The sequence below is a fragment of the Salinisphaera aquimarina genome, assembly GCF_042643355.1.
GTDB classification, from domain to species: Bacteria; Pseudomonadota; Gammaproteobacteria; order Nevskiales; family Salinisphaeraceae; genus Salinisphaera; species Salinisphaera aquimarina.
The window spans coordinates 855,877-876,597 of record NZ_JBHRSS010000003.1 but is presented as its reverse complement, the minus strand read 5'-3'; the positions used below and the strand labels follow the sequence as shown (position 1 = coordinate 876,597).

The following is a 20,721-nucleotide window of genomic DNA, read 5'->3' as shown; positions in this document are numbered from 1 at the left end:
CAGAACGAGCATGTCGCGAACGCTGATCATCATCGGTCTGATCGTCGTCGCCGTCGGTCTGTTGTGGCCGTGGCTGGGGCGGCTGCCGCTCGGCCATCTGCCCGGCGATATCGTGATCCAGCGGCCGGGTTTCAGTTTCTATTTTCCGATCACGACGATGGTGCTGGTGAGCGCGGTGGTGTCGTTTCTGTGCTGGCTGTTCGGACGATAGAGGCGCGCGTTTCGCGAACTGTTGCTGACCTTCGGCCGCAACGACCGCGCCTGTGTGCTCGATCGCGGGAATAGAGAATTGAGCGCGGTGAAGTGTCGGGCATCGACGGCCGGCGGGGCACGGGCTGATCAACTGTTCGATCGAAACGGGTGGTATCAATGGCGCGCAGGGTGTCGCCAGGTTCAACCGGAGTCTTGAAAGATCATGGGCAGGTGGGCGGCATATCGCGACTGTATTGATCCGGCCCGGCCGTGTATCCGCCCGCACCGTCCAGGGTCCATGCCGTCCAATAGTTCCACTCGGCGACTCCAGCCGGCAGAACCCCTATCCGGGTCGATTTGAAACGGATACGGGCTTTCGTATTAGTATTGTGTGCAAATAACAACTATCGTGGTGGGCGACCGGCCGACCACGGTGGGATCGACACACTGGACGAGCCGCCGGGCAGGTCGTGTTCGACACGACAGCCGATTACAGTAAAAACGGCTGCAGGTGGCACCGATATACCGTTTCAACCGCGGCCGCTCGTCTGGACAGCCAAGGATGACAAGCCCATGACGCAATCGACCACGCTGACGGTGAACGGCGACAAGCAGACCGTCGACATCGCGCCCGACGCCATGCTGTTGTATGTATTACGCGACAATCTCGGGTTGAAGGGGCCGAAATTCGGCTGCGGGCTGTCGCAGTGCGGTGCCTGCACCGTGCTGCTCGGTGACCGTGCCGTGCGCTCCTGTGTCACCCCGGCCACCGCGGCAGAGGGCCAGCACGTGACCACGCTCGAAGGCCTGGGCACGCCGGACAACCCGGACCCGCTGCAGCAGGCGTTCATCGACGAACAGGCGGCCCAGTGCGGTTACTGCATCAACGGCATGATTATGCAGGCGAAATCGTTTCTCAACGATAACCCCAACCCCAGCCGTGACGACATCAAGCAGGCATTGAACAACAATCTCTGTCGTTGTGGCACCCACATGCGGATAGTGCGCGCGGTCGAACGCGCCGCCAGAATCGGAGACAAGGCATGAAACACGATTCCAGTACCGCTGCCGTGAGCGAGCCCAGCTCGGACGAAACGCTCGGCGATCTGGGCCAAAGCCGTCGTCATTTCCTGAAAGCGTCTGGCGGTCTCGTCCTCGGCTTTTCGCTGATGGGCTCGGGCGTGGCCTGGGCCGCCGAAAGCATTGCCACCGGCAAGACCAACAAGAACGCCGCGGCACAGCTGGACGCGTGGCTGGCCGTGCATCCGGATAACACGGTGACGCTGTTCACCGGCAAGGTCGAAGTCGGCAACGGCAATGAAACGTCGCTCGCGCAGATCGCCGCGGAGGAACTCTATTTCCCGGTCGATCAGCTGATCGTGGTCATGGGCAGCACCGACAAGACCATCGATCAGGGCCCGACCTACGGCAGTCGCACCATTCCCTACGCGGGGCCGCAGATCCGCCATGCGGCCGCCGCAGGTCGCCAGGCGTTGCTGTCGCTGGGCGCGAAGCACTTCAAGCTGCCGGCGCATCAATTGGCCACCCAGAATGGCTCGGTCTCGGTTATCGGCGATCCCGCGAAGAAGATATCGTACGGTGAACTGGTCGACGGGCATCGCTTCGACGTGGAGATCGGTGCCAGCGGCAACAGCTTCGGGCTTGAGATTGCGCCCGACACGACGCTCAAGAATCAGACCCACTATTCGATCGTCGGCAAGTCGGTGCCGCGCAAGGATATCCCGGGCAAGATGTTCGCCCAGTACAGCTATATCCAGGACATCAAGGTCGACGGCATGCTGCACGGGCGCGTCGTGCGCCCGTACGGGGTCGGCGCCAAGCTCGTTGACGTCGACGAAAGCGGGCTCAAGGACATTCCCGGCTTCGTGCAGGTCGTACGCGAAGGCAATTTCCTGGGTGTGGTCGCCAAGACCGAGTGGGCGGCGATCAAGGCGGCCAGCCGGCTCGGCTCCACGCTGCATCCGAAGGGCCGCAAAGCCGGTCAGGCGACATGGTCCGACGCGAACACGCTGCCCGATCAGGACAAGGTCTGGGATACCGTGCGCAAGACCTCCGGCAAGGATGTGTCGGTCGCCTCCAACGGCGCGTATTCGATGGCCGCGAATTACGCGGCCCGGACCATCAAGGCCACTTATCAGACGCCGTTTCAGATGCACGCCTCGATCGGCCCGTCCTGCGCCATCGCGGATGTGAACAGCGAGCGCGCCATCTTCTGGGCCGGCACGCAGATGCCCCACCAGGCACGCCGCGACATGGCCAAGATGCTCGATGTGCCCGAGGACAAGGTGACCGTGCACTGGCACGGTGCGTCCGGCGCCTATGGGCGCAACGGCCTCGAACACGTGATCGCCGATGCCGCGGTCATGTCCCGGGCGGTCGGCAAACCGGTTCGCGTGCAGTGGATGCGTTGGGACGAGCACGGCTGGGAGCCCAAGGGCCCGCCGATCGCGCAGGATCTGGAAGGCCTGATCGACGAAGACGGCAAGGTCATCGGCTGGCGCCATCACATGTGGGTGCCGACCACCGGCAACACCAATCTCATCGCCGCCGACCTGATCGGTCATCCGGTGGGCGACGAAGGGGCCGGCCGTGGCTCGATCAGCTATGCCTACACGTTCCAGAACGCCGATGTGTCCTATCACGGCGAAGGCCGGGTCGGGGTGATCACCGCCTGGCTGCGCTCCCCGGCGCAGTTCGAGACCACCTTCGCGATGGAAGCCTTCATCGACGAACTGGCCGCCGATGGCCAGATCGACCCGCTCACGTTCCGTCTGCAGAATCTCGAGGATGCGCGGGCGATCGGCGTGCTGCAGGCGGCCGCGGAAAAATACGGCTGGACGACGCGCGCCAGCAACCAGGACAAGGCCGAGGAAAAAGATGGCCAGGCCATCGGCCGCGGCATCGCCTGGGTGAACCGCGATGACAGCTATGTGGCGACCATTGCCGATATCGTCGTCGACCGGGAAAGCGGTCAGATCACGGTCAAACGGGTCGTTGTCGCCCACGACTGCGGTCTGGTGGTGAATCCCGATGCGCTGAAGAACCAGATCGAGGGCAACATCATCCAGTCGCTCAGCCGTACGCTGCACGAGGAAGTCACCTTCGACAATGCGCACATCACCAGCCGCGACTGGGTCGGTTATCCGATTCTGCGCTTCAACGAAATCCCCGACAGTATCGAGATGGTGTTCGTGAACGACACGCCGGGCCGCAAGATGACCGGCGGCGGCGAGCCGTCGACCTGCCCGACCGCAGCGGTGGTAAGCAACGCCTTGTACGACGCCATCGGTGTGCGCATGCGCCAGACGCCGTTCCGCGCGGATCGAGTGAAGAAAGCCATGGCCTGAGCGGTCGCGCTCGAAACCGGGCCCGGGTGAACGTTCCCGGCTGCGTTCGGGCGCGGCGTCAGTGCGACACGGGCCGAGCGCGACGGCCAGGACGGCTGATGGCGATCGGCTGCTTGAAGAGAACAACCATGTCGCGAACGTAATCGTCGTTGGTTTGATCGCGGTCGCGCTCGGTCTGCTCTAGCCATGGCCGGGACGGCTTCCGCTCGGCCATGTGTCGGGCGATATCGTGATCCAGCGGCCCGGTTTCGGTTTCTATTTTCCGATCGCCGCGATGGTATTGGTGAGTGCGGTGGTGTCCTGTGTGTTCTGGCCGTTCGGTCGGTAGCCGCACTTTCCTCGCGACTCACTTGCCCTCTTCGTCACTCCATTCCGGACTGTATCCGCCCAGTGTCGGGTGATACATCTCGTCGCCCGCGTGCTGGGTGAATTCGACGTTGAGCCGGTCCTCGCGCAAGCCGAGTGTGTCCACGCAGATCGCTATCAGCTGTTTCGCCAGCGTCATGCGCAGCTCGGCGGGCCGGCCCTGGCGGATATCGCACATGAGGATCGAGGCCGGCTCGGGCTCGCCGTCGATCATCCGCCACAGCCCGCCGGCGCCGAGTTCCCGGATTGCCACGCTGATGCGGCGCATGTCCATCGACATGGTCTGGGCGTAAGTCTCGCTCAAGCGGGCTGCGAGCAGGCGCTTGGTTTCGGCGGGATAGTGATCGTTCACATCGAGTTGCAGGTAGGGCATGGGTCCAGGCTCAGGCGTTGACGGGTTGCGGCGTGCGCACGACCGGCGCGTCGCGGATCGGCCAGTGCAGGGCCGCCGCGAGCAGGGCGAGCGCGATCGAGGCGATCCAGGCTTCGTCGTAGCTGCCGGTCACGCGATACGACCAGCCGGCCGCCCAGGCGCCGAAGAAGCTGCCGAACTGGTGGCTCATGAACACCACGCCGAACAGCAGCGACAGATGGCGAACGCCGAAGATCTGGCCGACCAGCCCGCTGGTCAGCGGCACCGTGCCCAGCCACAGAAAACCGATGGACGAGGCGAACACCAGCGCACTGGTGGCCGACAGCGGCACGAGCAGGAAGATCACGATGACCACGGCGCGGGCAAAGTACAGATACGACAGCACGTGTTTCTTGCTGTAGCGATCCGAGCAGTAGCCGAAGAAGAACGAGCCGAAGATATTGAACAGGCCGATCAGCGCGAGCGCGCCGGCGCCGATGGAGCCGCTCAGACCGGCGTCCGACAGATAGGCCGGCAGATGGGTCGACAAGAAGGCGATATGAAAGCCGCAGACAAAAAAACCCGCGTTGAGCAGCAGAAAACCGGAATGCTTCGAGGCCCGTTTGAGTGCCGCCCACGAGCTCTCGCCGACGCTGCCGTCGTCATTCAGCGCGTGGGGGTCGGCCCGGCCGGTCACCCCACGGGCGAGCGCGACGATGATCAGCATCATCCCGGCGAGCACCAGCATGGTGGTGCGCCAGTCGCTGACGTTGATGATTTCCTGGGTGAACGGCACGACCAGAAACTGGCCGATCGAGCCGCCGGCGGTGACGATGCCGAATGCCTTGCCGCGCTGGTGCGCCGGCACGACGCGGCCGACCGCGCCAAGGATGACCACGAAGGTGGTGCCGGCCAGTGCCACGCCGACCAGCAGGCCGAGGGTCAGGTTGACGCCCATCGAGGTGCCGATGGTGGCGGTCAGGGCGAGGCCGGCGGCATAGACCAGCGCGCCGATGACGATGGTGCGACCGGCGCCATAACGATCCGCGGCCGCGCCCACCGAGGGCTGCACCAGGCCGAACAGCAGGTTCTGGATCGCGATCGCCAGGCCGAAGGTCTCGCGATTGACCACGATATCGTGCGCCATCGGCAGCATGAACAGCCCGAACGCCTGGCGCGCGCCCATCGACAGGGTCACGATCGTGGCGCCGCAGGCGACCATCACCCAGGGCGAGACCCGCTGCGGGGCGGCCAGCGAATTCATGGTGTCACCCCTTCGAGATCGGCCAACAACGACAATAGCTGTCGCTGGCGGCCGCCGAGGCGCGTGTCGACTTCCCGCTGTGCCTCGCGCCAGTACGGCAGCGCCGTGTCCAGCGTTACGCGCCCGGTCGGGGTGAGGGTGACCACGCGCTGACGGCGATCGCGCCCGGGCCGGATGAGGATCCGCCCGTCGGCGGCCAGCGGGTGCAAGCTGCGCGCCAGCGTACTGCGCTCATGGCCCGTGGCCCGGGCCAGGTCGGAGACCGCGATCGGGGCGAGCCGTTCGACGTAGCGCAGCAGTGAAAACTGGGCCACGTTGATGTGTGCCGGCGACAGCGCCTCGTCGTAGAGCGCGCTGAGCGACCGCGCGCCGCGGCGAACGTGGGTGCAGATACAGGCTTGATCTTTCATTACGTGTATATACACGCATTTGTTGGTTGCAGGCAAGCGCGTCCCTGCCGAGAGTCGCGCATGGCGGCGGGCCGTACAGCGCCTTTGGTATCCGCTAACGCGGTGGACAGCTGCGGACGAAAGTCAGATCGCCCTTTGTTCGCGCGCTGTTAGCGGCTCGTCACCGCGACGATAGGGGCGTCAGCTCTCGTTGGGCCCAATCGCTTTCGACCGCACCGCAATCTCGATTGAACGCGGCGTGATCGCCGCTGATTCGCGCACGCGTTGATGGCTCAGCCGCGCGCGGTCGCCGGGCCGTGGCGCGCCCTAACCCAGCGCCAGCCACACCCCGACGCCCACCATCAGCGTGCCGGCCACGCGGTTGAGTAGACGCACGTTGCGGGCGTCGCGCAGGAAAAAGCGCGCGGTGCTGCCGCCGCCGGCATAGATCAGCAGGGCGATGAGTTCGATCAGCAGGATGATGCCGACCAGCGCCACCAGTTGCGGCGCCAGGCTTTGTTCCGGATTGATGAACGGCGGCAGCAGGGCGATATCGAAGGCCCAGCCCTTGGGGTTGGCCACGGCGGTGACGAAACCCTGGGCGACGAGTTGCCCGCGTGCTGCACGGGGCGCCTCGCCCTGTGTTTCCGGCATCGCCAGGCTGCCCCTGGAGCGCCACATCTGCACACCGAGATAGATCAGATAGGCGCCGCCGACCCATTTGAATATCTCGAACACGGCCGGATAGCGCAGCATCACCGTCGCCACGCCGACCACGGCCGAAACCGCGGTCAGGCCCACGCCGGCCAGCTCGCCGATCATCATCCAGAGCGTGCGGCGCACGCCCAGCGTCATGCCCAGACTCATGGACAGCGTCATGCACATGCCGGGCGTGAGCGACACCAGAAAGAAGGTGGGCACGAATACCGAAAGAACGGACAGGTTGATCATCGTCTATGCGCAGCACAGGGCCGACCGGCGATGTCGCGGCGGCGCAATCAGTGGGAACAGCCGGGCAAATTGCCGGCTCGGGGCGCGTTTTGCAACCGCGGGCGGCGCCGGTGCGCGTTTGTTGCCCGGCCAACGCCCGGCCAGCGCCTGCCCAGCGCCCGGCCAGCGCCTGCCCAGCGCCCGGCCAGCGCCTGCCCAGCGCCCGGCCAGCGCCTGCCCAGCGCCCGGCGACGGCCGGTCCCGATCAGCCGTTGACCAGGCCGAAAACACCCAGCAGCGTGTAACCGCCCAGCCCGGTGGCCACGAGCAGCACGATCGCGGCCAGCACGTTGCCGACGGGCCCGTTGCGGTGCGCGCCGAGCAGGTCGGACCGGTTCATCACGATAAGCAGGAACAGCGCGATCAACGGCAGCAGCACGCCGTTGGCGGCCTGGGCCACGAGGATCGCCTGCACCGGGCTGTGGCCGAACAGGGCGAACGTCGTGCCGACGATGATGATGATGGCCCAGACCAGCCGGAAGCGCGTGCTGCGCAGATCGGCCGGCCAACCGAGCGCGCCGGTGGTGGCATAGGCCGCGGCCAGCGGCGCGGTGACCGCGCTGGTCATGCCGGCGGCAAACAGTCCGATGGCGAAGAACCACTGGGCCGCGGGGCCAAGCAGTGGCTCGAGCTGTTGCGCCATCTGGCCGGCGTCCTCGATGTTGATGTCGCGGCCGAAGAAGGCCGCCGCCGCGGTCACCATGATCGCCAGCGTTATCAGCCCGCCGAGCAGGATCGAGGCGATCGTATCCATGCGGGATTCGCCCAGGGCACGGCCGGTGGGCTCATCGGCGCTCCATTTGTCCTGCACGGCGGCCGAATGCAGAAAGACGTTGTAGGTGACGACCGTGGTGCCCACGAGGGCGATCACGGTCAGCCAGGCGCCGGCGGGCACCGAGGGCGCGAACAGGCCGGCGACCAGCGCGCCGATATCCGGCCGCACCATCAGCGCGGTGACGATGAACACCACGCTCATGGTCAGCACCAGCGCGACCAGCACCCGTTCGATCAGCTTGTAGCGCCCGGTCGCCAGCAGGGCGAACGCACAGACGCCGACGATCAGCGCCCAGACCTGGGTCGGCAGGCCCACGATGGTCGTCAGGCCTAGTGCCGCGCCGGTGATGTTGCCGGTCTCGAAGGCGGCGGTGCCGAAACCGATCGCGGTGATCACCAGCAGGATGGCGAGTGCGGTGAGCAGGCGGTTGTCGAAGGTGGTGCGCAGCGCCTCGCCCAGACCCAGGCGCGCGACGATGCCCAGACGCGCACTCATTTCCTGCAGCACGATAGTGGCGAATATCGAGAACACCAGCGCCCAGAGCAGCGCATAGCCGGTGCCCGCGCCCGCCACGCTGGCGGTGGTCACGGTGCCCGGGCCGATGAACGCGGCCGCCACCAGCAGGCCGGGGCCGAATCGCTTGAGCCATTGCCGCATCGATGTCTCTCCGCAGTGCCGACCACGCCGCTCGCGGCCGTTTATTCGAGCATCGCACACTCGGCCGACGATGCGCGCGCTACACCGGATAACCGAAGGTCGGGTGTCGTGGCGGCCTGCCCATGCCTATGATGCGCGACGACATCCATATGCACACAAGGGATTTCCATGACCGCACGATTGCAAGGCAAGATCGCCATCATCACGGGCGCCACCAGCGGCATTGGCGAGGCTACGGCACGCCGCTTCGCCGAGGAAGGGGCGAGTCTGATGCTCGCCGCGCGCAGCGTCGACGTCGGCGAACGCCTGGCCGCGGAGCTGGGCGACAACGTGGTGTTCAAGCGCACCGACGTCAGCCACGAGGCCGAGATGCAGGCGCTGGTCGATGCCACGATCGAACGTTTCGGCCGGCTCGACTGTCTGTTCAACAACGCCGGCGCCGGCGAGCGCAGCACCGCCGAGACGATTACCGAAGGCGATTTCGACCACACCATGCGCCTGCTTGCCGGCAGCGTGGCATTCGGCATCAAGCACGCCGCGCGGGTGATGAAGGACCACGGCGGCAGCATTATCAACAACGCCAGCATCGCCGGTCATCGGCTGGGCCAGGGCGGCTATCTGTATTCCGGCGCCAAGGCGGCAGTGGCCCACTTCACCCGCATCGCCGGGGTCGAACTCGGGCCGCACGGCATCCGCGTGAACGCGATCTCCCCGGGCGCGATCGCCACGCCCATCTTCTGGGGCGGCTCGGCCCGTGCGGCCACGCTTTCGGACGCGGAAAACCAGGCCAAGATGGACAAGCTCACCGGCAATCTCGCCCAGGCCACGCCGCAGCCCCGCGCCGGCTACGCGGTGGATATCGCCAATGCGGCGGTCTTTCTGGCCAGCGACGAGGCCTCGTTCATCAATTGCCACGATCTGGTGGTCGACGGCGGCCGGATCTCGATGTTCAACGAGAGCAGCTAACCCGGCGAAATCAGACTGTATGTAGCATAAAAATTAAATATGATCGGATTCGCGCGGATAAAGCGATCATTCGGCGTTCAGACAGCGATTGCGGCGCAGACCTGCTGCGTGGCGGGCCGCGCCAGTCCCCGAGCCGTTTGCGAAAAAATATTGTGAAACAGAAAAATACGGTCGATCCGCGCTTGCTGTTACGGCGCGGATCGTGCGAGCGGTCGCGGTTTCGCAAATTAGCCGGGACAGTCTGGCTCGGGCCACGTTAGGCTAGCCATGTTCTTCAACCATGAGCCTGTGCGTGCAGCAAGCCGAATCGACGAAACCGTTCCGCCAGCAGAGCAGCGGTCGCCATTACAAGGACAGCCGCTACCGTGGTTTCTTCCAGAAGATGGTGGCACGGCGCGAGCAGGTGCTCGCCCGGCGTCTGCTCGACGTGCCGTATTCGCGCTGCAACGGCCATATCGTCGATATTCCCTGCGGCTACGGTCGTTTCTATCCGCTGCTCCGGCAGCTGGACATGAAAGTGAGCGCGATGGATCAGTCGCAAGCCATGGTCGAGCTCTATCAGGAGATGGACGGTTTTCGTCCGGATCACGATCATGCCCAGCAGGCGGACGTGCTCAAGCCGCTGCCGGCGGATGCCGATCGGGCCAGCCGGGCGCTGTGCGTGCGTCTGTTCCAGCACCTGCATCACGGTGAACTGCGCGTTCAGGCCCTGCGCACCCTGGGCGCCAATCGCCGCCGCATCGTGATGACCTATTACGACGACGGCTGCCTGCACTACTGGAGCAAGCGCCTGGCGATGTGGCTCAAGGGCAAGAAGGTGCGGGTGAAGATGATCCCGCGGGCGCGCTTCGAGTCCGAGGTGGCTGCCGCCGGGCTGCGCATCGTCAAGCGGATCAAGCTGGTGCCGGGCCTGCACGCCCAGACCTGGGTTCTGCTGGAGCCGTTGGACGACGCCTGAGGCGCCGGCAAGGATCCAACGCGGTCCTGTGGAGCCGGTTGAACAGGTTATGAAGCGCTGTCCCTAGCCTCGGCCGGCGTGCCGGCTGCGATGCAGGGCGCGTACCTGTTCGTCGAGCCCGGCCACCGGTCCTTCGACGCGCACCGCCGGTGCGATCTGCTGTATCGGCAGCGGCCGAACCGGTGGCGCCTCCACGCCCATGTCCTCGAGCCAATCCATCAGCTGTGCGGCCGAACTGGCATACACAATGCGCCCCAGCCCGACCCAGGCGTGGGCGGCCGCGCACATCGGGCAATGCTCGCCCGAGGTGAACACCGTGGCCGCTGCGCGCTCGGCCGGGTTCATGTGGGCTGCCGCCCAGCGTGCCAGCTCGAACTCGGGATGCCGGGTCGCATCGCCCTCGGCAATGCGGTTGCGATCCTCGGCCAGCATATCGCCACGGCCGTCCACGAGCACGGAGCCGAACGGCTCGTCGCCGGCCGCCAGGGCCTCGCGGGCCAGCTCGATGCAGCGGTTGAGGTGGCGATATTCCTGTTCGTTGGGCATGACGCGTCGGACTCGTAGGCGGTGATGTCGGGCGGCGGCTCAGATATAGCCGGTGTAGCGCGCGCCGATCAAAACGGCGGCAACCACGATGAACACGCCCCAGGCATATTTGTTGGTGATGACGGTGAGCAGCAGCATCACGCACAGCACCAGAAAACCGCCCATCAGCAGGCCGTTCCAGCCGCCGTCGGCGATGATGTCGAACCAGTTTTCAAGCACAGTCATCGCAGCAGCCTCGCGTGATCCGACCCCACAGTAAGGCAAATAGGGCGGCAGGCAAACGCAGCGCCGAAAGCCGGTTCCTGCAACGACTGGCATTCATATTGCAACGATCTGATATCCGCGCATCGCGCCCGGCGCTCCCGCCGCTTCCTGAATGGTCCTGCCGATGAACAACGCCCGTTGCAGTGCTCAAATCCACCGGCGAGCCGCTATCGACGGCTGCTCTCGATGAGTGCGGGCGCGTCGAACGGGCGCACCGCGCTCGCGCTGACCGCGGGCGGCTCGCGCGGCGCCTACCAGGCCGGTGTACTCAAGCGCGTCGGCGAGTTGAAGGCGTTTACTGATGCGCCGATGCCGTTCGAGATCATCGCCGGCGCGTCGGCCGGTGCGATCAACGGCGCGGCGGTGGCGGCGTACAGCGAGCGGTTCGGTCTCGGTACCTCGCGCCTGGCCGGTCTGTGGGCCGGGCTCAGCGCGCGTCGTGTCTATCGCACCGGCGTTCGCCCGATGCTGGCCAACGCGCGCCGGCTCGCCGTCGATTTCACCCTCGGCCGTATCACCGGCGACAGCCACGCCCAGGCCTTGCTCGACGCCACCCCGTTACGGCAACTGCTAACGCGGGAACTGCCGATGGCCAATATTGCGCGTGCCATCGAACAGCAGCGCTTGTATGCCCTGGCGATCACCGCGGCCGGCTATCACTCTGGCAAGTCCTATACCTTCATTCAGGGCGCAGTCGGCCATCCGCTCTGGCGCAAGAGTCGGCGTATCGCGCTGTCGGCCACGCTGGGCGTGGACCATGTCTGTGCCTCCAGCGCGATCCCGCTGATCTTTGCGCCGGTCGCGCTGTCGACGGGCGCCACCATGGCTTGGTTCGGCGACGGCGCCATGCGCCTGACCAACCCCCTGAGCCCGGCGATTCGCCTGGGCGCGGACCGCGTGATGGCGATCGGCATCCGCTGTCATCAGGCTGCCGATGCGCTGACCGAACAGGAGCTGGCGAGCGCCGCGCCGGACGTCGACACTGCCGCCCTGCCGCGCCGGCCACCGCTCGCCCAGATCTGTGGCGTGTTTCTCAACGCCATCTTTCTCGATCATCTGGACGCCGATATCGATCACCTGCTGCGCATGAACGAGTTGGTGAAGGCCTATACCCACGGCGCGGCGGACGAAGCGACGGCATCGAGCGTGCGCGAGCCGATGCGCGTGATCGAGCCGCTCGTGATCTCGCCCTCCGAGGACTTCGCCGGCATCGCCAGCACGCTGGCCCACCGCATGCCGATGGGCGTACGGCTGATGCTGGACGGCCTCGGCCGGCCCGACCCGACCAGCGCCGATCTGACCAGTTATCTGCTGTTTGACCCGGAATATACCCGCGCGCTGATCGATATCGGTTATCGCGATGCGCAGGCCCGCATCGACGAGATCGAAGCGTTTCTGCGCGGCTGACGCAGCACCGACATCGCACGACCGGCAACGATCGCGACGCGAAAAGCGGCGTGAGGCATTACCCTGTCTGTCTGCCGGCCGTGCGCGGCCAGTCACGACAAGCAGGGGTCGAGTTCATGCCAGATATTGATCAGTTGCACCGTTCTCGCGCGCGGGGTCTGCGGTGATGACGAACGCATTCCGCTATCGGTTCCGCGTGCGCTACAACGAATGCGATGCCCAGCAGGTCGTGTTCAACGCCCGCTACGCCGACTACGTCGATCTGGCGATGACCGAGTTCATGCGTGCGATCGGGCGTGACTATACTGCCCTGCTCGCACGCGGGCTCGACAATCAGGTGGTCAAGCTGACTCTCGAATGGCAGGCCCCGGCGCGTTTCGATGAAGTCATCGAGGTGCGCGTGAGCTCTCCACACGTGGGGCTCACCTCTTTCGCCATGGCCTATGAAATCGTGCACGCGGCAACCGATCGGGTTCTGTGCACGGCCGAAGCGGTCTACGTGATGATGACCACCGACCCGTTCGAGAAAACACCGGTGCCGGATGATCTGCGGGCCGCGCTCGGCGACGGGGCGGTCGGCCAGGTTATCGATCACAGCGGCAGCTGACGTATTCCGTGCGGTCGCTTGCAATCGCCGGCCGAGGGCCGGATATTGGGGATTGCTAGCGGATCAGCGCCCGAGCGCCGACGCACAGCGTCGAAATACGCTGGAAACGGTGGTTCACGGGGCGCGGACCATTTCCGAACGCGGGAGGATGCGATGGCAACCGGTTGGGCCAAGGAAGGCGCGGTACAGGAGCAGATCGACAGCACCGTGCAGGACGGCGTAGATCAGGCACGGCGTGAACTCGAGGGCGCCGGCGAAAGCCTGACCCATTGCGAGGAATGCGGCGAGCCCATTCCCGAGCGTCGCCGCGAACTCATCAAGGGCGTGCGGCTGTGCGTGGCCTGCCAGTCCGAGGTCGACAAGCACAACGCCAATGCCTCGGGCTTCAATCGCCGCGGCAGCAAGGACAGCCAGCTGCGCTGAGCCCCGCGGTCCAGGGCGGTTTGGCCCGACGCCGCGCCAAACGGCAGCACGCCCTACCTCCAGAGCACAGGTACGCCGGCGTTGCGACCGTTGACCGGATCGTGGTCGGGTGTGCTTGCTCGGGCGATACGCGCGATCGCCGCGTCATGGTCGGCTGCAGAATCGCTGCGGCAGATATCCCATCGCTGCTGATCCGGCTGATAGGCTCCCACCAGTTCGAAATCGGTGCTCGCCTGCATTCGGCAGTGGCCGGTGCCAGCGGGCAATACGAGCACGTCCGCGCGCGTGACTCGCAGCCGCGAGCCGTCTTCGCCGCCGAGCATGAGTACGGCATGACCGCGGGCCACGCCCAGGGTTTCGTGCGAAACCGAATGATAATGATGAAAATCGAATACACCTCCGCGCCACTGCGGCGGCCAGGCGTTGGCGGCGAACAGGGCTTCGAGCGGTTCGGCGAGTGAGCCCTGGCCGCTCGGCTCGCCGCGATAGACCAGCACCGGATAGCGGCTGTTGGGCGTACGCCCGTCATCGTCGAAATACAGCCTTTCGGCTACAGGCCGCCGGGCGCCGAACAGTTGCTCGATCGGCTTCAGGGCCATCGTTGCCTCACCGCTCCAACAGGCCGACTCGCCTACTAGATGCTGTAGAGCGGCTGGTCGTTCGCCGGCTGCAGCGGAAACACGCCGTCGGTCATCCAGCAGCCGTTGCAGTCGCCCTCTTGCTGCCGGGACAGAAAGAAGACATAGGCGGTTTCCTGGCCGTTGACCTGCTGCAACTCGGCCAGCACCTGGGCGGTGTCGTCGTCACGCTGTTTCAGGCTGACGCGGGCACTGGTCTGGGTGAGCATGTCCGCGTACTGGCGTTTGATCAGCTGCGCGAACTCGGCCGGGCTGCCGATCATGCCGCGGTTGCCCGGCGAGGCAAAACGGTAGGCGCCGCGCGCATCGTCGGCGCGGAACGCTTCCAGTTGCAGGCGGACCACGTCGGTGGGCGTGAGCTCTGGCGACGGGCCGCTGCTCGCGGCGTGGCCGGCGGCGGCGAACAGCAGCAGCGCGAGCGTGAAACGGGCTACGACAACGAATCGATGCGAACGCATGGCAGTCCCCCGGAGTGTAATGGGCTGGCGGCAGTCTTGGTGCTGTCGTTCCAGCGCTGTCTTGGCCTGTCCATGTTGGCGCGAATCGGGTGCAGGCGCCAGTGCACGGACATCGGCGTTCGATTACTGCGGTTCGATAAGCTTGCCGTTGGGGGCGGGAACGCCGCGCCGGATGGCCTGCGAGAAGTGTTCGCTCGCACGACCGTCGATGTCGGAAGCGTTGGCGCGTTCGTCGATATAGCCGCGCCGCTCGAGTTCGTCGAAGTCGCGCGAGGTGTCGAGCGCGCCGAGGTCGTAGATATAGTTGGGCAGATAGCCCGACAGAATCAGGCGGATATCGCGCGGCAGGCCGGGCACGATACGCTTGACCATGTCGTAGACGATGGTCGTGCAGTTGGAATAGAGCGTGTTGTAGAAGCGCGGCGCGCGCTGCAGTTTGTGGGCTTCGTCGACATAGGAGCGAAACAGCGTGCGGATAGCGTCCTGCGACATGCCTACGCGGTAGATATACACGTCCTCGCCGCGCACATTGGAGCGGGTGCGCACGATGTCGCGCTCGTCGGCGGCGACCAGAACGAGCTCGGATTGCTTGAAGAAATCGGCGAGCGGCGAGAACTGCTGATCCCGGGTGCGCCGCACCTCGACGGAGAACACCAAATAACGCCCGTCGGCAAACCCGAAGCTGACCAGTGTGTGCGCGATCGCCGGGCCCATCCAGTACGACACCACCAGATCCACCGAGCGCAGGGTCGACAGATCGTAGCTGCGCTTTTCCCAACGCGGGGTGAAATCGTCGCGGCTGGCATGCCAGGCGAAATTGCGTACGTTCTGGAGGGTGACGATATCGCCGTCGATATGGGCATCGAGCAGGCGGGCCACGTCGGGTGCCCAGTCGCGCTGCTGTTGCGGCTGGATCGTGCTCCACCACAGACACAGGCCGGCAAAGCCGAGTCCGAAGACCACCAGTGCACCGAGACGCAGTTCGCGCAATGCCGGTACGAACAGCACGACAAGCACGCCCACGGCGAGCAGCGTCCAGACGGCCACGATTACCAGCGCGCCGATCACCGACGCCGGGCCGCGAAACCACAGCGCCAATCCGCCCCAGGCGGCCAGTGCGAGGATAACCAGGGCCAGCGGCAGCCGCCAGAGCAGGCTCAACAACAGTTCAGGCATGGGCGTGCGCACCGGGGCGCAGGCGTGGGTCGGTCATGGCGGTTGATCCCGGGCGGGCGCCCGCTGGGCGCGAATCGAAGCGCCATGCTAGCGAAAACACGCGCGGCGCTGCAGCGCTACGGCTCGGGAGAATCCGCGTAGTGACGCTCGTCGGCCTTGGGCGGTACCCACTGGTAGAGCCAGGTTTCGGTCAGCGGGCGATCGCCGGTGCGCAGAAACAGGCGGATCGACACGGCCGCGTCGGACGGATCGTCCGGCACCCAGTCGAAGATCGCGCGATAGCCCTTGATCGGCTCGAAACGTCGGGCCTGAACCATGCCCAGCTTGCCGCGCGAGACTTCCACCTGCACTTCGACCGGGGTATTGCCGGGCAGTTTATCGAGTGGATCGCCCACGAAATCGACCGCGAAACGCCGGGCGTACTGGTCGGGGGACTTGTCCCCGGGAATCCAGCCTTCGGGTACGTTGCCCATGCCGGTCCAGGTCTTTTCCACCTGCGCCAGCGTCGGGCCGACCGGCGGCAGCGGCCACCAGTAGAGCTTGTAGCCGTATGACAGATGCTGGTCGGCCTTGACCGGCGCCTCGGGGATCCAGAAGGCACCGATATTGTCGATGGTTTCGCCGACCGTGGGCAGCTCGATGAGTGCGATATCGCCCTTGCCCCAGTCGCCGATCGGCTCGACCCAGAGGCTCGGCCGCTTGTTGTACCAGGCGACGTCGTCGCGGTAGTTGTTGAAATCGTGATCGTGCTGCACGAGGCCGAACCCTTTCGGGTTTTCGTCGGTAAATGCGTTGTATTGCAGCGACTTGGGGTTGAACAGCGGGCGGCAGACCCACTCGCCGTTGCCGCGCCACATTTCCAGACGGTCGGAGTCGTGCACCTGCGGATGAATGGTGTCGCGCGCCTGCGGCTGGCTGGTGCCCTTGAGAAACATGCTGGTCATGGGGGCGATGCCCAGCCGCTCGATATCCTTGCGGGTGTAGATGTCCATGGCCACGGTCATGACCACGCCCTTGTCCTGACAGTCGATATCGAAGCGATAGGCGCCGGCCACGCTGGGCGAATCCAGCAGCGCATAGACGGTGACCTGCTGCGAACCGTCCTTGGGATGGACGAACCAGAAATCGGTGAAGTCCGGAAACTCCTCGGCACGATCGAGGGCGGTGTCGACCGCCAGCCCGCGCGCGGACAGGCCATACTGCTTGTTTTCATCGATGGCGCGGAAATAGCTCGCGCCCAGAAACGCAGCCACTTCCTGGATCGGATTGCCTTCCCCATTGACCGCGAGCCGGAAGCCGGCAAAGCCCAGGTCGCGGCCTTCGAGCGTGGCCGGATCGATGCCGCTGCTGGCATAGTCGAATAGTTCCGGGCGGAAATGGATGACCCGTGAACGGCCACTGTCCGGGTCCACCGCATGCATGGTGACGGGCTTGTCGAACTGCATGCCGACATGGAAGAAATGCATGCGCAGGTCGGTACGCGTATCGCCGGTCCAGAGTGCCTTGTTCCGATCGTAGGTGATCTTCTGGTAATCCAGCGGCGCCAGCGTTGCCAGCGATTCGGGCAGATCCTCGACCCGCGAGCGATAGGGCTCGCCGGCCAGCGACTTGGCGTGCGCCTTGAGCCAGTCGAAATCGAAAGTCGGCTCGTCGGTTTCGGCCTCCCGCGGCTGCGCGAATGCAGGGATCGCCGGCAGGCCCATCGATGCCAGCGCCAGCGATGCCTTCAACAATGTACGTCGTTGCATTTAATTGCCTTGAGTAGCGTCTCGCTAAGGACAGGTATTTCGCACAAGGGTTCCATCATCGCGCGTTTGCGCCGGTAAATCCCGTCGGGCGCCCGGAAATAGAAATTCGCGGCGCCCCGGGATGCGCGCCGTTGGTGCGGCAGCGCACGATCCTGAAGCAGGTTGCGATCGGATCAGATCCGGTAACACGCGGTTTTTATTGATAAAGGCGGCTGGCGCGTTAATTGCTTGGAGGTAACAACGATTTTTAGACAACGATGTCTCAGCTTGCAACCGCAGGCTGCGGCGACATTACCGGGAGTTCGCTCATGTCGTATCTCACCCCCAGGGAATTCACCAACGTCATGATCGACGTGGGCGAGGCCAAGATCAACATGTCGCCGCGGGACATGATTCTGCGTGGTGCCATGGCCGGCGCCATCCTCGGTATTGCGGTGGCGCTGGCGGTGACCGCGGCGGTTCAGACCGGGCTGCCCATCGTCGGCGCGGTCATCTTCCCGGTGGGCTTCTGCACGCTCAACCTGCTGGGCCTGGATCTGGTCACGGGCGTGTTCGGGCTGGCGCCCCTGCCCCTGATCGCCGGCCGCAAGGGGATCACGCTCAACGGCATGCTCAAAAGCTGGGGCTATGCCTTTCTTGGCAATCTCATCGGCAGCGTCGCGGTGGCTTTTCTGCTGGCCATCGCCTGGACCCAGGCGTTCACCGACGTACCGCCGGCCGCGGGTCTGGCCATCGCCAAGGCCGCCGATGCGCGCACCCTCGGCTATGAAGCGCACGGCGCCGCCGGCATGTTGACCGTGTTCGTCAAGGGCATTCTGTGCAACTGGATGGTGGTCACGGGCGTGATCGGGGCCATGCTCTCGAAGAGCGTGGGCGGCAAGGTGATCGCCATGTGGATGCCGATCCTGATCTTCTTCGGACTCGGTTTCGAGCACGCCGTGGTCAATATGTACCTGTTTCCGCTGGGCATGATGATGGGCGGTGAACTCACCGTCTGGGACTGGTTGGTCTGGAACGAGATCCCGGTCACGCTCGGCAATATCGTCGGCGGCCTGGTCTTCACCGCCGGTGCGCTCTACGTAACGCACGGCCCGGGCAACAGCCGTGCCGTGGTCGAATCGGTCAAGGCCGAGCACAACGACACGGCGACCACCAGCCCCTAGCGATGGCGCGCGGCGTCGCCGAGCCCGATGCGCATGGCGCATCGGGCTCAGTCGTCTGTGCTCACGGCTGCGTGTCTTCCAGACTCTCCAGGAATGAACCGGCTTCGGCCTGCATGTTGCGCCTGAGTTCGATCATCTTCAGCGCATAGTCGCTCATGCGTTTCTGCTGCGCGGTTTCGGCCACGAAAGCCGGCACCGGTGTCGGCTGGCCGCTGTCGTCGGTGGCCACGAACACCAGAATGCAGTGGGTGGTGAAGCGGCGCTCGGCGTTACGCGGGTTGCGTGCATGCACGCTCACCGAGATATGCATGCTGGTGCGGCCGGTATGCATGAGCTCGGCCTTGAGCTCGACCAGGTCGCCGACGTTAATCGGCTGCAGAAAACGGATACCGCCGACATAGGCGGTCACACAATAGCTGCCGCTCCAGTTGGCCGCGCAGGTGTAGCCTGCATGGTCGATCCACTTCATGACGTTGCCGCCGTGCACCTTGCCGCCGAAGTTGACGTCGGAGGGCTCGGCGAGAAAACGCAGCGTGATATCGGTGGCGGGCGTGGGATTCATGGCGGATGCGGCATAAGGGCGGTAGCCGTCAGTCTACAGCCGCGCGGCGGCCGGGGCCGGCCGTTGTAGACTTGGGGTCCATTTGTATTCTGCACAGGTCTGTCGCCATGAAACTTCTGGGTTCGGGCACTTCGCCCTTTGTTCGTCGCATCCGCCTGCTGCTGGGTGACACGCCCTGCGAGTTCGCGAGTATGGATATCTACGGGGCCGATCGTGATCAGCTGCGTCGGCACAATCCCGCGCTCAAGATTCCCATGCTCATCGACGGCGATAACGGCATCTACGATTCGCGGGTAATCGCCCGCTACCTGGCGGACAAGATGGCATTGGCGCCGTTGAGCTGGGCCCAGGAAAATCAGCTGACCCTCATCGACGCGGTCAACGACTCCGGCGTCACCCTGGCCCTGTCCAAGCGCTCGGGGATCGACATCGCGGCGGATGTACTGTTCTACAACCTGCAGCATGAGCGTATTCGTCTGTCCCTCGATGCGTTGTCCGAGCAGGCCGCCGCCGGCGCGTTCGACGACTGGCACTATCCGGCGATGTGCGTGTATGCGCTTGTCGACTGGATGGAGCTGCGCGACTTGTTCGATTTCAGTGCCCACCAACCGCTGCTGGAGGTGCGCCAACGCCATCGCCAGCAGCCGATGGTGGCCGAAACCGACCCGCGCAACGCCGGCTGAGGCGTTTGACGACGCGCGGGGCGCGGCTCAATCTCGACCGGGTCGGATAACAACCAACAAGCGATACCCGAGGAGATGCCATGAGCCGACTCTACGGCGATGCCCAGCGCGCGTTGCAGGATCGTTTCGAGACGCGGGCGCTGGCCGATCGGATCGAGGACGTGGCCATGAACACGGTCATCGACGACGAGGCGGCCGGCTTCATCGAATCGCGCGACCTGTTCTTTCTGAGCACCGTCGATGATCGCGGCCGCCCGACCGTGTCCTACAAGGGCGGCGCGCCGGGCTTCGTGCGCGTGCTCGACGCCCACACGATCGCGTTTCCCAACTACGACGGCAACGGCATGTATCTGTCGATGGGCAATGCCAGCAGCCACGCCGAGGTGGGCCTGCTGTTCATCGATTTCGAGCACCCGCACCGGCTGCGTGTCCAGGGCCGGGCACAGGTCAGCGCCGACGATCCGCTGCTCGAACAATGGCCCGGGGCCGATCTGCTCGTCCGCGTACAGATCCACGAGCTCTGGCAGAACTGCCCACGTTATATTCACAAATATCAGCGTGTGTCGTCGTCGCGCTACGTGCCGCAGACCGATCGGCCCGCGCCGCTGGCGGGTTGGAAGCGTATCGACGGCATGCAGGATGTGCTGAACACGGCGGACCAGACAAAAGCGCTACGTGAGGGCTATCTGACCGAGGACGAATGGGTGGACAAGATCAAGGCGGGCGATCCGGACGCCTGAGCGTGGAAGCCGCGTGATCCCTTGCCCGG

23 protein-coding genes and 1 pseudogene are annotated in these 20,721 nt (G+C 65.1%); 12 read left to right on the top strand and 12 right to left on the bottom strand.

Annotated features, from left to right (window positions below; all coding sequences use genetic code 11):
- Positions 1 to 10: 10 nt before the first annotated feature.
- The 4 genes and pseudogenes from ACFOSU_RS07520 to ACFOSU_RS07505 form a co-directional block, all read left to right on the top strand.
- Entirely contained in the window at positions 11 to 211 is a 201-nt protein-coding gene (locus tag ACFOSU_RS07520) for a DUF2905 domain-containing protein (RefSeq protein WP_380688053.1), read from the top strand.
- Positions 212 to 765: 554 nt separating this feature from the next.
- Positions 766 to 1,239 carry a (2Fe-2S)-binding protein gene (locus tag ACFOSU_RS07515; protein ID WP_380688051.1) on the top strand — a complete coding sequence of 158 codons (474 nt, stop codon included), beginning with the start codon at positions 766 to 768 and terminating at the stop codon, positions 1,237 to 1,239.
- Positions 1,236 to 3,560: a xanthine dehydrogenase family protein molybdopterin-binding subunit gene (locus ACFOSU_RS07510; protein WP_380688049.1), complete on the top strand. Its 2,325-nt coding sequence runs from the start codon at positions 1,236 to 1,238 to the stop codon at positions 3,558 to 3,560. The genes ACFOSU_RS07515 and ACFOSU_RS07510 overlap by 4 nt, the downstream gene beginning before the upstream one ends.
- Before the next feature lie 208 nt (positions 3,561 to 3,768).
- Positions 3,769 to 3,888, top strand: a pseudogene (locus ACFOSU_RS07505) (DUF2905 domain-containing protein); the annotation flags it as partial.
- A gap of 18 nt (positions 3,889 to 3,906) precedes the next feature.
- Here ACFOSU_RS07505 and ACFOSU_RS07500 read toward each other — a convergent pair.
- The 5 genes from ACFOSU_RS07500 to ACFOSU_RS07480 form a co-directional block, all read right to left on the bottom strand.
- On the bottom strand, positions 3,907 to 4,299 hold the full coding sequence (locus tag ACFOSU_RS07500) for a tautomerase family protein (protein ID WP_380688047.1): 393 nt from the start codon (positions 4,297 to 4,299) through the stop codon (positions 3,907 to 3,909).
- A gap of 10 nt (positions 4,300 to 4,309) precedes the next feature.
- Entirely contained in the window at positions 4,310 to 5,542 is a 1,233-nt protein-coding gene (locus ACFOSU_RS07495) for an MFS transporter (RefSeq protein ID WP_380688045.1), read from the bottom strand.
- Positions 5,539 to 5,952 carry a MarR family winged helix-turn-helix transcriptional regulator gene (locus ACFOSU_RS07490; protein ID WP_380688043.1) on the bottom strand — a complete coding sequence of 138 codons (414 nt, stop codon included), beginning with the start codon at positions 5,950 to 5,952 and terminating at the stop codon, positions 5,539 to 5,541. The genes ACFOSU_RS07495 and ACFOSU_RS07490 overlap by 4 nt, the downstream gene beginning before the upstream one ends.
- Before the next feature lie 306 nt (positions 5,953 to 6,258).
- Positions 6,259 to 6,882, bottom strand: a complete 624-nt coding sequence (locus ACFOSU_RS07485) for a LysE family translocator (RefSeq protein WP_380688041.1) — start codon at positions 6,880 to 6,882, stop codon at positions 6,259 to 6,261.
- Positions 6,883 to 7,126: 244 nt separating this feature from the next.
- Complete coding sequence (locus tag ACFOSU_RS07480) at positions 7,127 to 8,353, bottom strand: Nramp family divalent metal transporter (protein WP_380688039.1); 1,227 nt, start codon at positions 8,351 to 8,353, stop codon at positions 7,127 to 7,129.
- A gap of 168 nt (positions 8,354 to 8,521) precedes the next feature.
- Between ACFOSU_RS07480 and ACFOSU_RS07475 the strand changes: the two genes are divergently transcribed.
- Both ACFOSU_RS07475 and ACFOSU_RS07470 read left to right on the top strand, forming a co-directional pair.
- On the top strand, positions 8,522 to 9,319 hold the full coding sequence (locus tag ACFOSU_RS07475; RefSeq protein WP_380688037.1) for an SDR family NAD(P)-dependent oxidoreductase: 798 nt from the start codon (positions 8,522 to 8,524) through the stop codon (positions 9,317 to 9,319).
- A 292-nt stretch (positions 9,320 to 9,611) separates the two neighbouring features.
- On the top strand, positions 9,612 to 10,277 hold the full coding sequence (locus tag ACFOSU_RS07470) for a class I SAM-dependent methyltransferase (RefSeq protein WP_380688035.1): 666 nt from the start codon (positions 9,612 to 9,614) through the stop codon (positions 10,275 to 10,277).
- A 63-nt stretch (positions 10,278 to 10,340) separates the two neighbouring features.
- Here ACFOSU_RS07470 and ACFOSU_RS07465 read toward each other — a convergent pair whose 3' ends face one another.
- Both ACFOSU_RS07465 and ACFOSU_RS07460 read right to left on the bottom strand, forming a co-directional pair.
- Entirely contained in the window at positions 10,341 to 10,823 is a 483-nt protein-coding gene (locus tag ACFOSU_RS07465) for a nucleoside deaminase (protein ID WP_380688033.1), read from the bottom strand.
- 39 nt (positions 10,824 to 10,862) lie between these two features.
- Positions 10,863 to 11,048, bottom strand: a complete 186-nt coding sequence (locus ACFOSU_RS07460) for a hypothetical protein (protein WP_380688031.1) — start codon at positions 11,046 to 11,048, stop codon at positions 10,863 to 10,865.
- Between the two features lie 225 nt (positions 11,049 to 11,273).
- Between ACFOSU_RS07460 and ACFOSU_RS07455 the strand changes: the two genes are divergently transcribed.
- From ACFOSU_RS07455 to ACFOSU_RS07445, 3 genes are all read left to right on the top strand, one after another.
- Positions 11,274 to 12,494 carry a patatin-like phospholipase family protein gene (locus ACFOSU_RS07455; RefSeq protein WP_380688029.1) on the top strand — a complete coding sequence of 407 codons (1,221 nt, stop codon included), beginning with the start codon at positions 11,274 to 11,276 and terminating at the stop codon, positions 12,492 to 12,494.
- Positions 12,495 to 12,660: 166 nt separating this feature from the next.
- Positions 12,661 to 13,101, top strand: coding sequence for an acyl-CoA thioesterase (locus ACFOSU_RS07450; RefSeq protein WP_380688027.1), 441 nt, complete (start codon positions 12,661 to 12,663; stop codon positions 13,099 to 13,101).
- A gap of 153 nt (positions 13,102 to 13,254) precedes the next feature.
- On the top strand, positions 13,255 to 13,524 hold the full coding sequence (locus ACFOSU_RS07445) for a DksA/TraR family C4-type zinc finger protein (protein ID WP_380688025.1): 270 nt from the start codon (positions 13,255 to 13,257) through the stop codon (positions 13,522 to 13,524).
- A gap of 53 nt (positions 13,525 to 13,577) precedes the next feature.
- Here ACFOSU_RS07445 and ACFOSU_RS07440 read toward each other — a convergent pair whose 3' ends face one another.
- From ACFOSU_RS07440 to ACFOSU_RS07425, 4 genes are all read right to left on the bottom strand, one after another.
- On the bottom strand, positions 13,578 to 14,123 hold the full coding sequence (locus ACFOSU_RS07440; protein WP_380688023.1) for a cupin: 546 nt from the start codon (positions 14,121 to 14,123) through the stop codon (positions 13,578 to 13,580).
- A 35-nt stretch (positions 14,124 to 14,158) separates the two neighbouring features.
- Entirely contained in the window at positions 14,159 to 14,620 is a 462-nt protein-coding gene (locus tag ACFOSU_RS07435) for a DUF4864 domain-containing protein (protein ID WP_380688021.1), read from the bottom strand.
- A 123-nt stretch (positions 14,621 to 14,743) separates the two neighbouring features.
- The gene (locus ACFOSU_RS07430; RefSeq protein ID WP_380688019.1) at positions 14,744 to 15,796 is read right to left on the bottom strand and encodes an Lnb N-terminal periplasmic domain-containing protein; all 1,053 of its coding nucleotides are present in this window, start codon (positions 15,794 to 15,796) and stop codon (positions 14,744 to 14,746) included.
- Positions 15,797 to 15,912: 116 nt separating this feature from the next.
- Positions 15,913 to 17,544, bottom strand: a complete 1,632-nt coding sequence (locus ACFOSU_RS07425; RefSeq protein ID WP_380688017.1) for a glucan biosynthesis protein — start codon at positions 17,542 to 17,544, stop codon at positions 15,913 to 15,915.
- Positions 17,545 to 17,852: 308 nt separating this feature from the next.
- On the opposite strand from ACFOSU_RS07425, the gene ACFOSU_RS07420 reads away from it, so the two are divergent.
- Positions 17,853 to 18,707, top strand: a complete 855-nt coding sequence (locus ACFOSU_RS07420) for a formate/nitrite transporter family protein (protein ID WP_380688015.1) — start codon at positions 17,853 to 17,855, stop codon at positions 18,705 to 18,707.
- A 61-nt stretch (positions 18,708 to 18,768) separates the two neighbouring features.
- Here ACFOSU_RS07420 and ACFOSU_RS07415 read toward each other — a convergent pair whose 3' ends face one another.
- Complete coding sequence (locus ACFOSU_RS07415) at positions 18,769 to 19,269, bottom strand: acyl-CoA thioesterase (RefSeq protein WP_380688013.1); 501 nt, start codon at positions 19,267 to 19,269, stop codon at positions 18,769 to 18,771.
- Between the two features lie 107 nt (positions 19,270 to 19,376).
- Here ACFOSU_RS07415 and ACFOSU_RS07410 point away from each other — a divergent pair, with 107 nt between their 5' ends.
- Together ACFOSU_RS07410 and ACFOSU_RS07405 are read left to right on the top strand one after the other, a co-directional pair.
- A complete protein-coding gene (locus tag ACFOSU_RS07410) occupies positions 19,377 to 19,952 on the top strand; it encodes a glutathione S-transferase family protein (protein ID WP_380688011.1) in 576 nt (191 codons plus the stop codon).
- A gap of 80 nt (positions 19,953 to 20,032) precedes the next feature.
- Complete coding sequence (locus ACFOSU_RS07405; protein WP_380688009.1) at positions 20,033 to 20,692, top strand: pyridoxamine 5'-phosphate oxidase family protein; 660 nt, start codon at positions 20,033 to 20,035, stop codon at positions 20,690 to 20,692.
- The last annotated feature ends 29 nt before the right edge of the window (positions 20,693 to 20,721 follow it).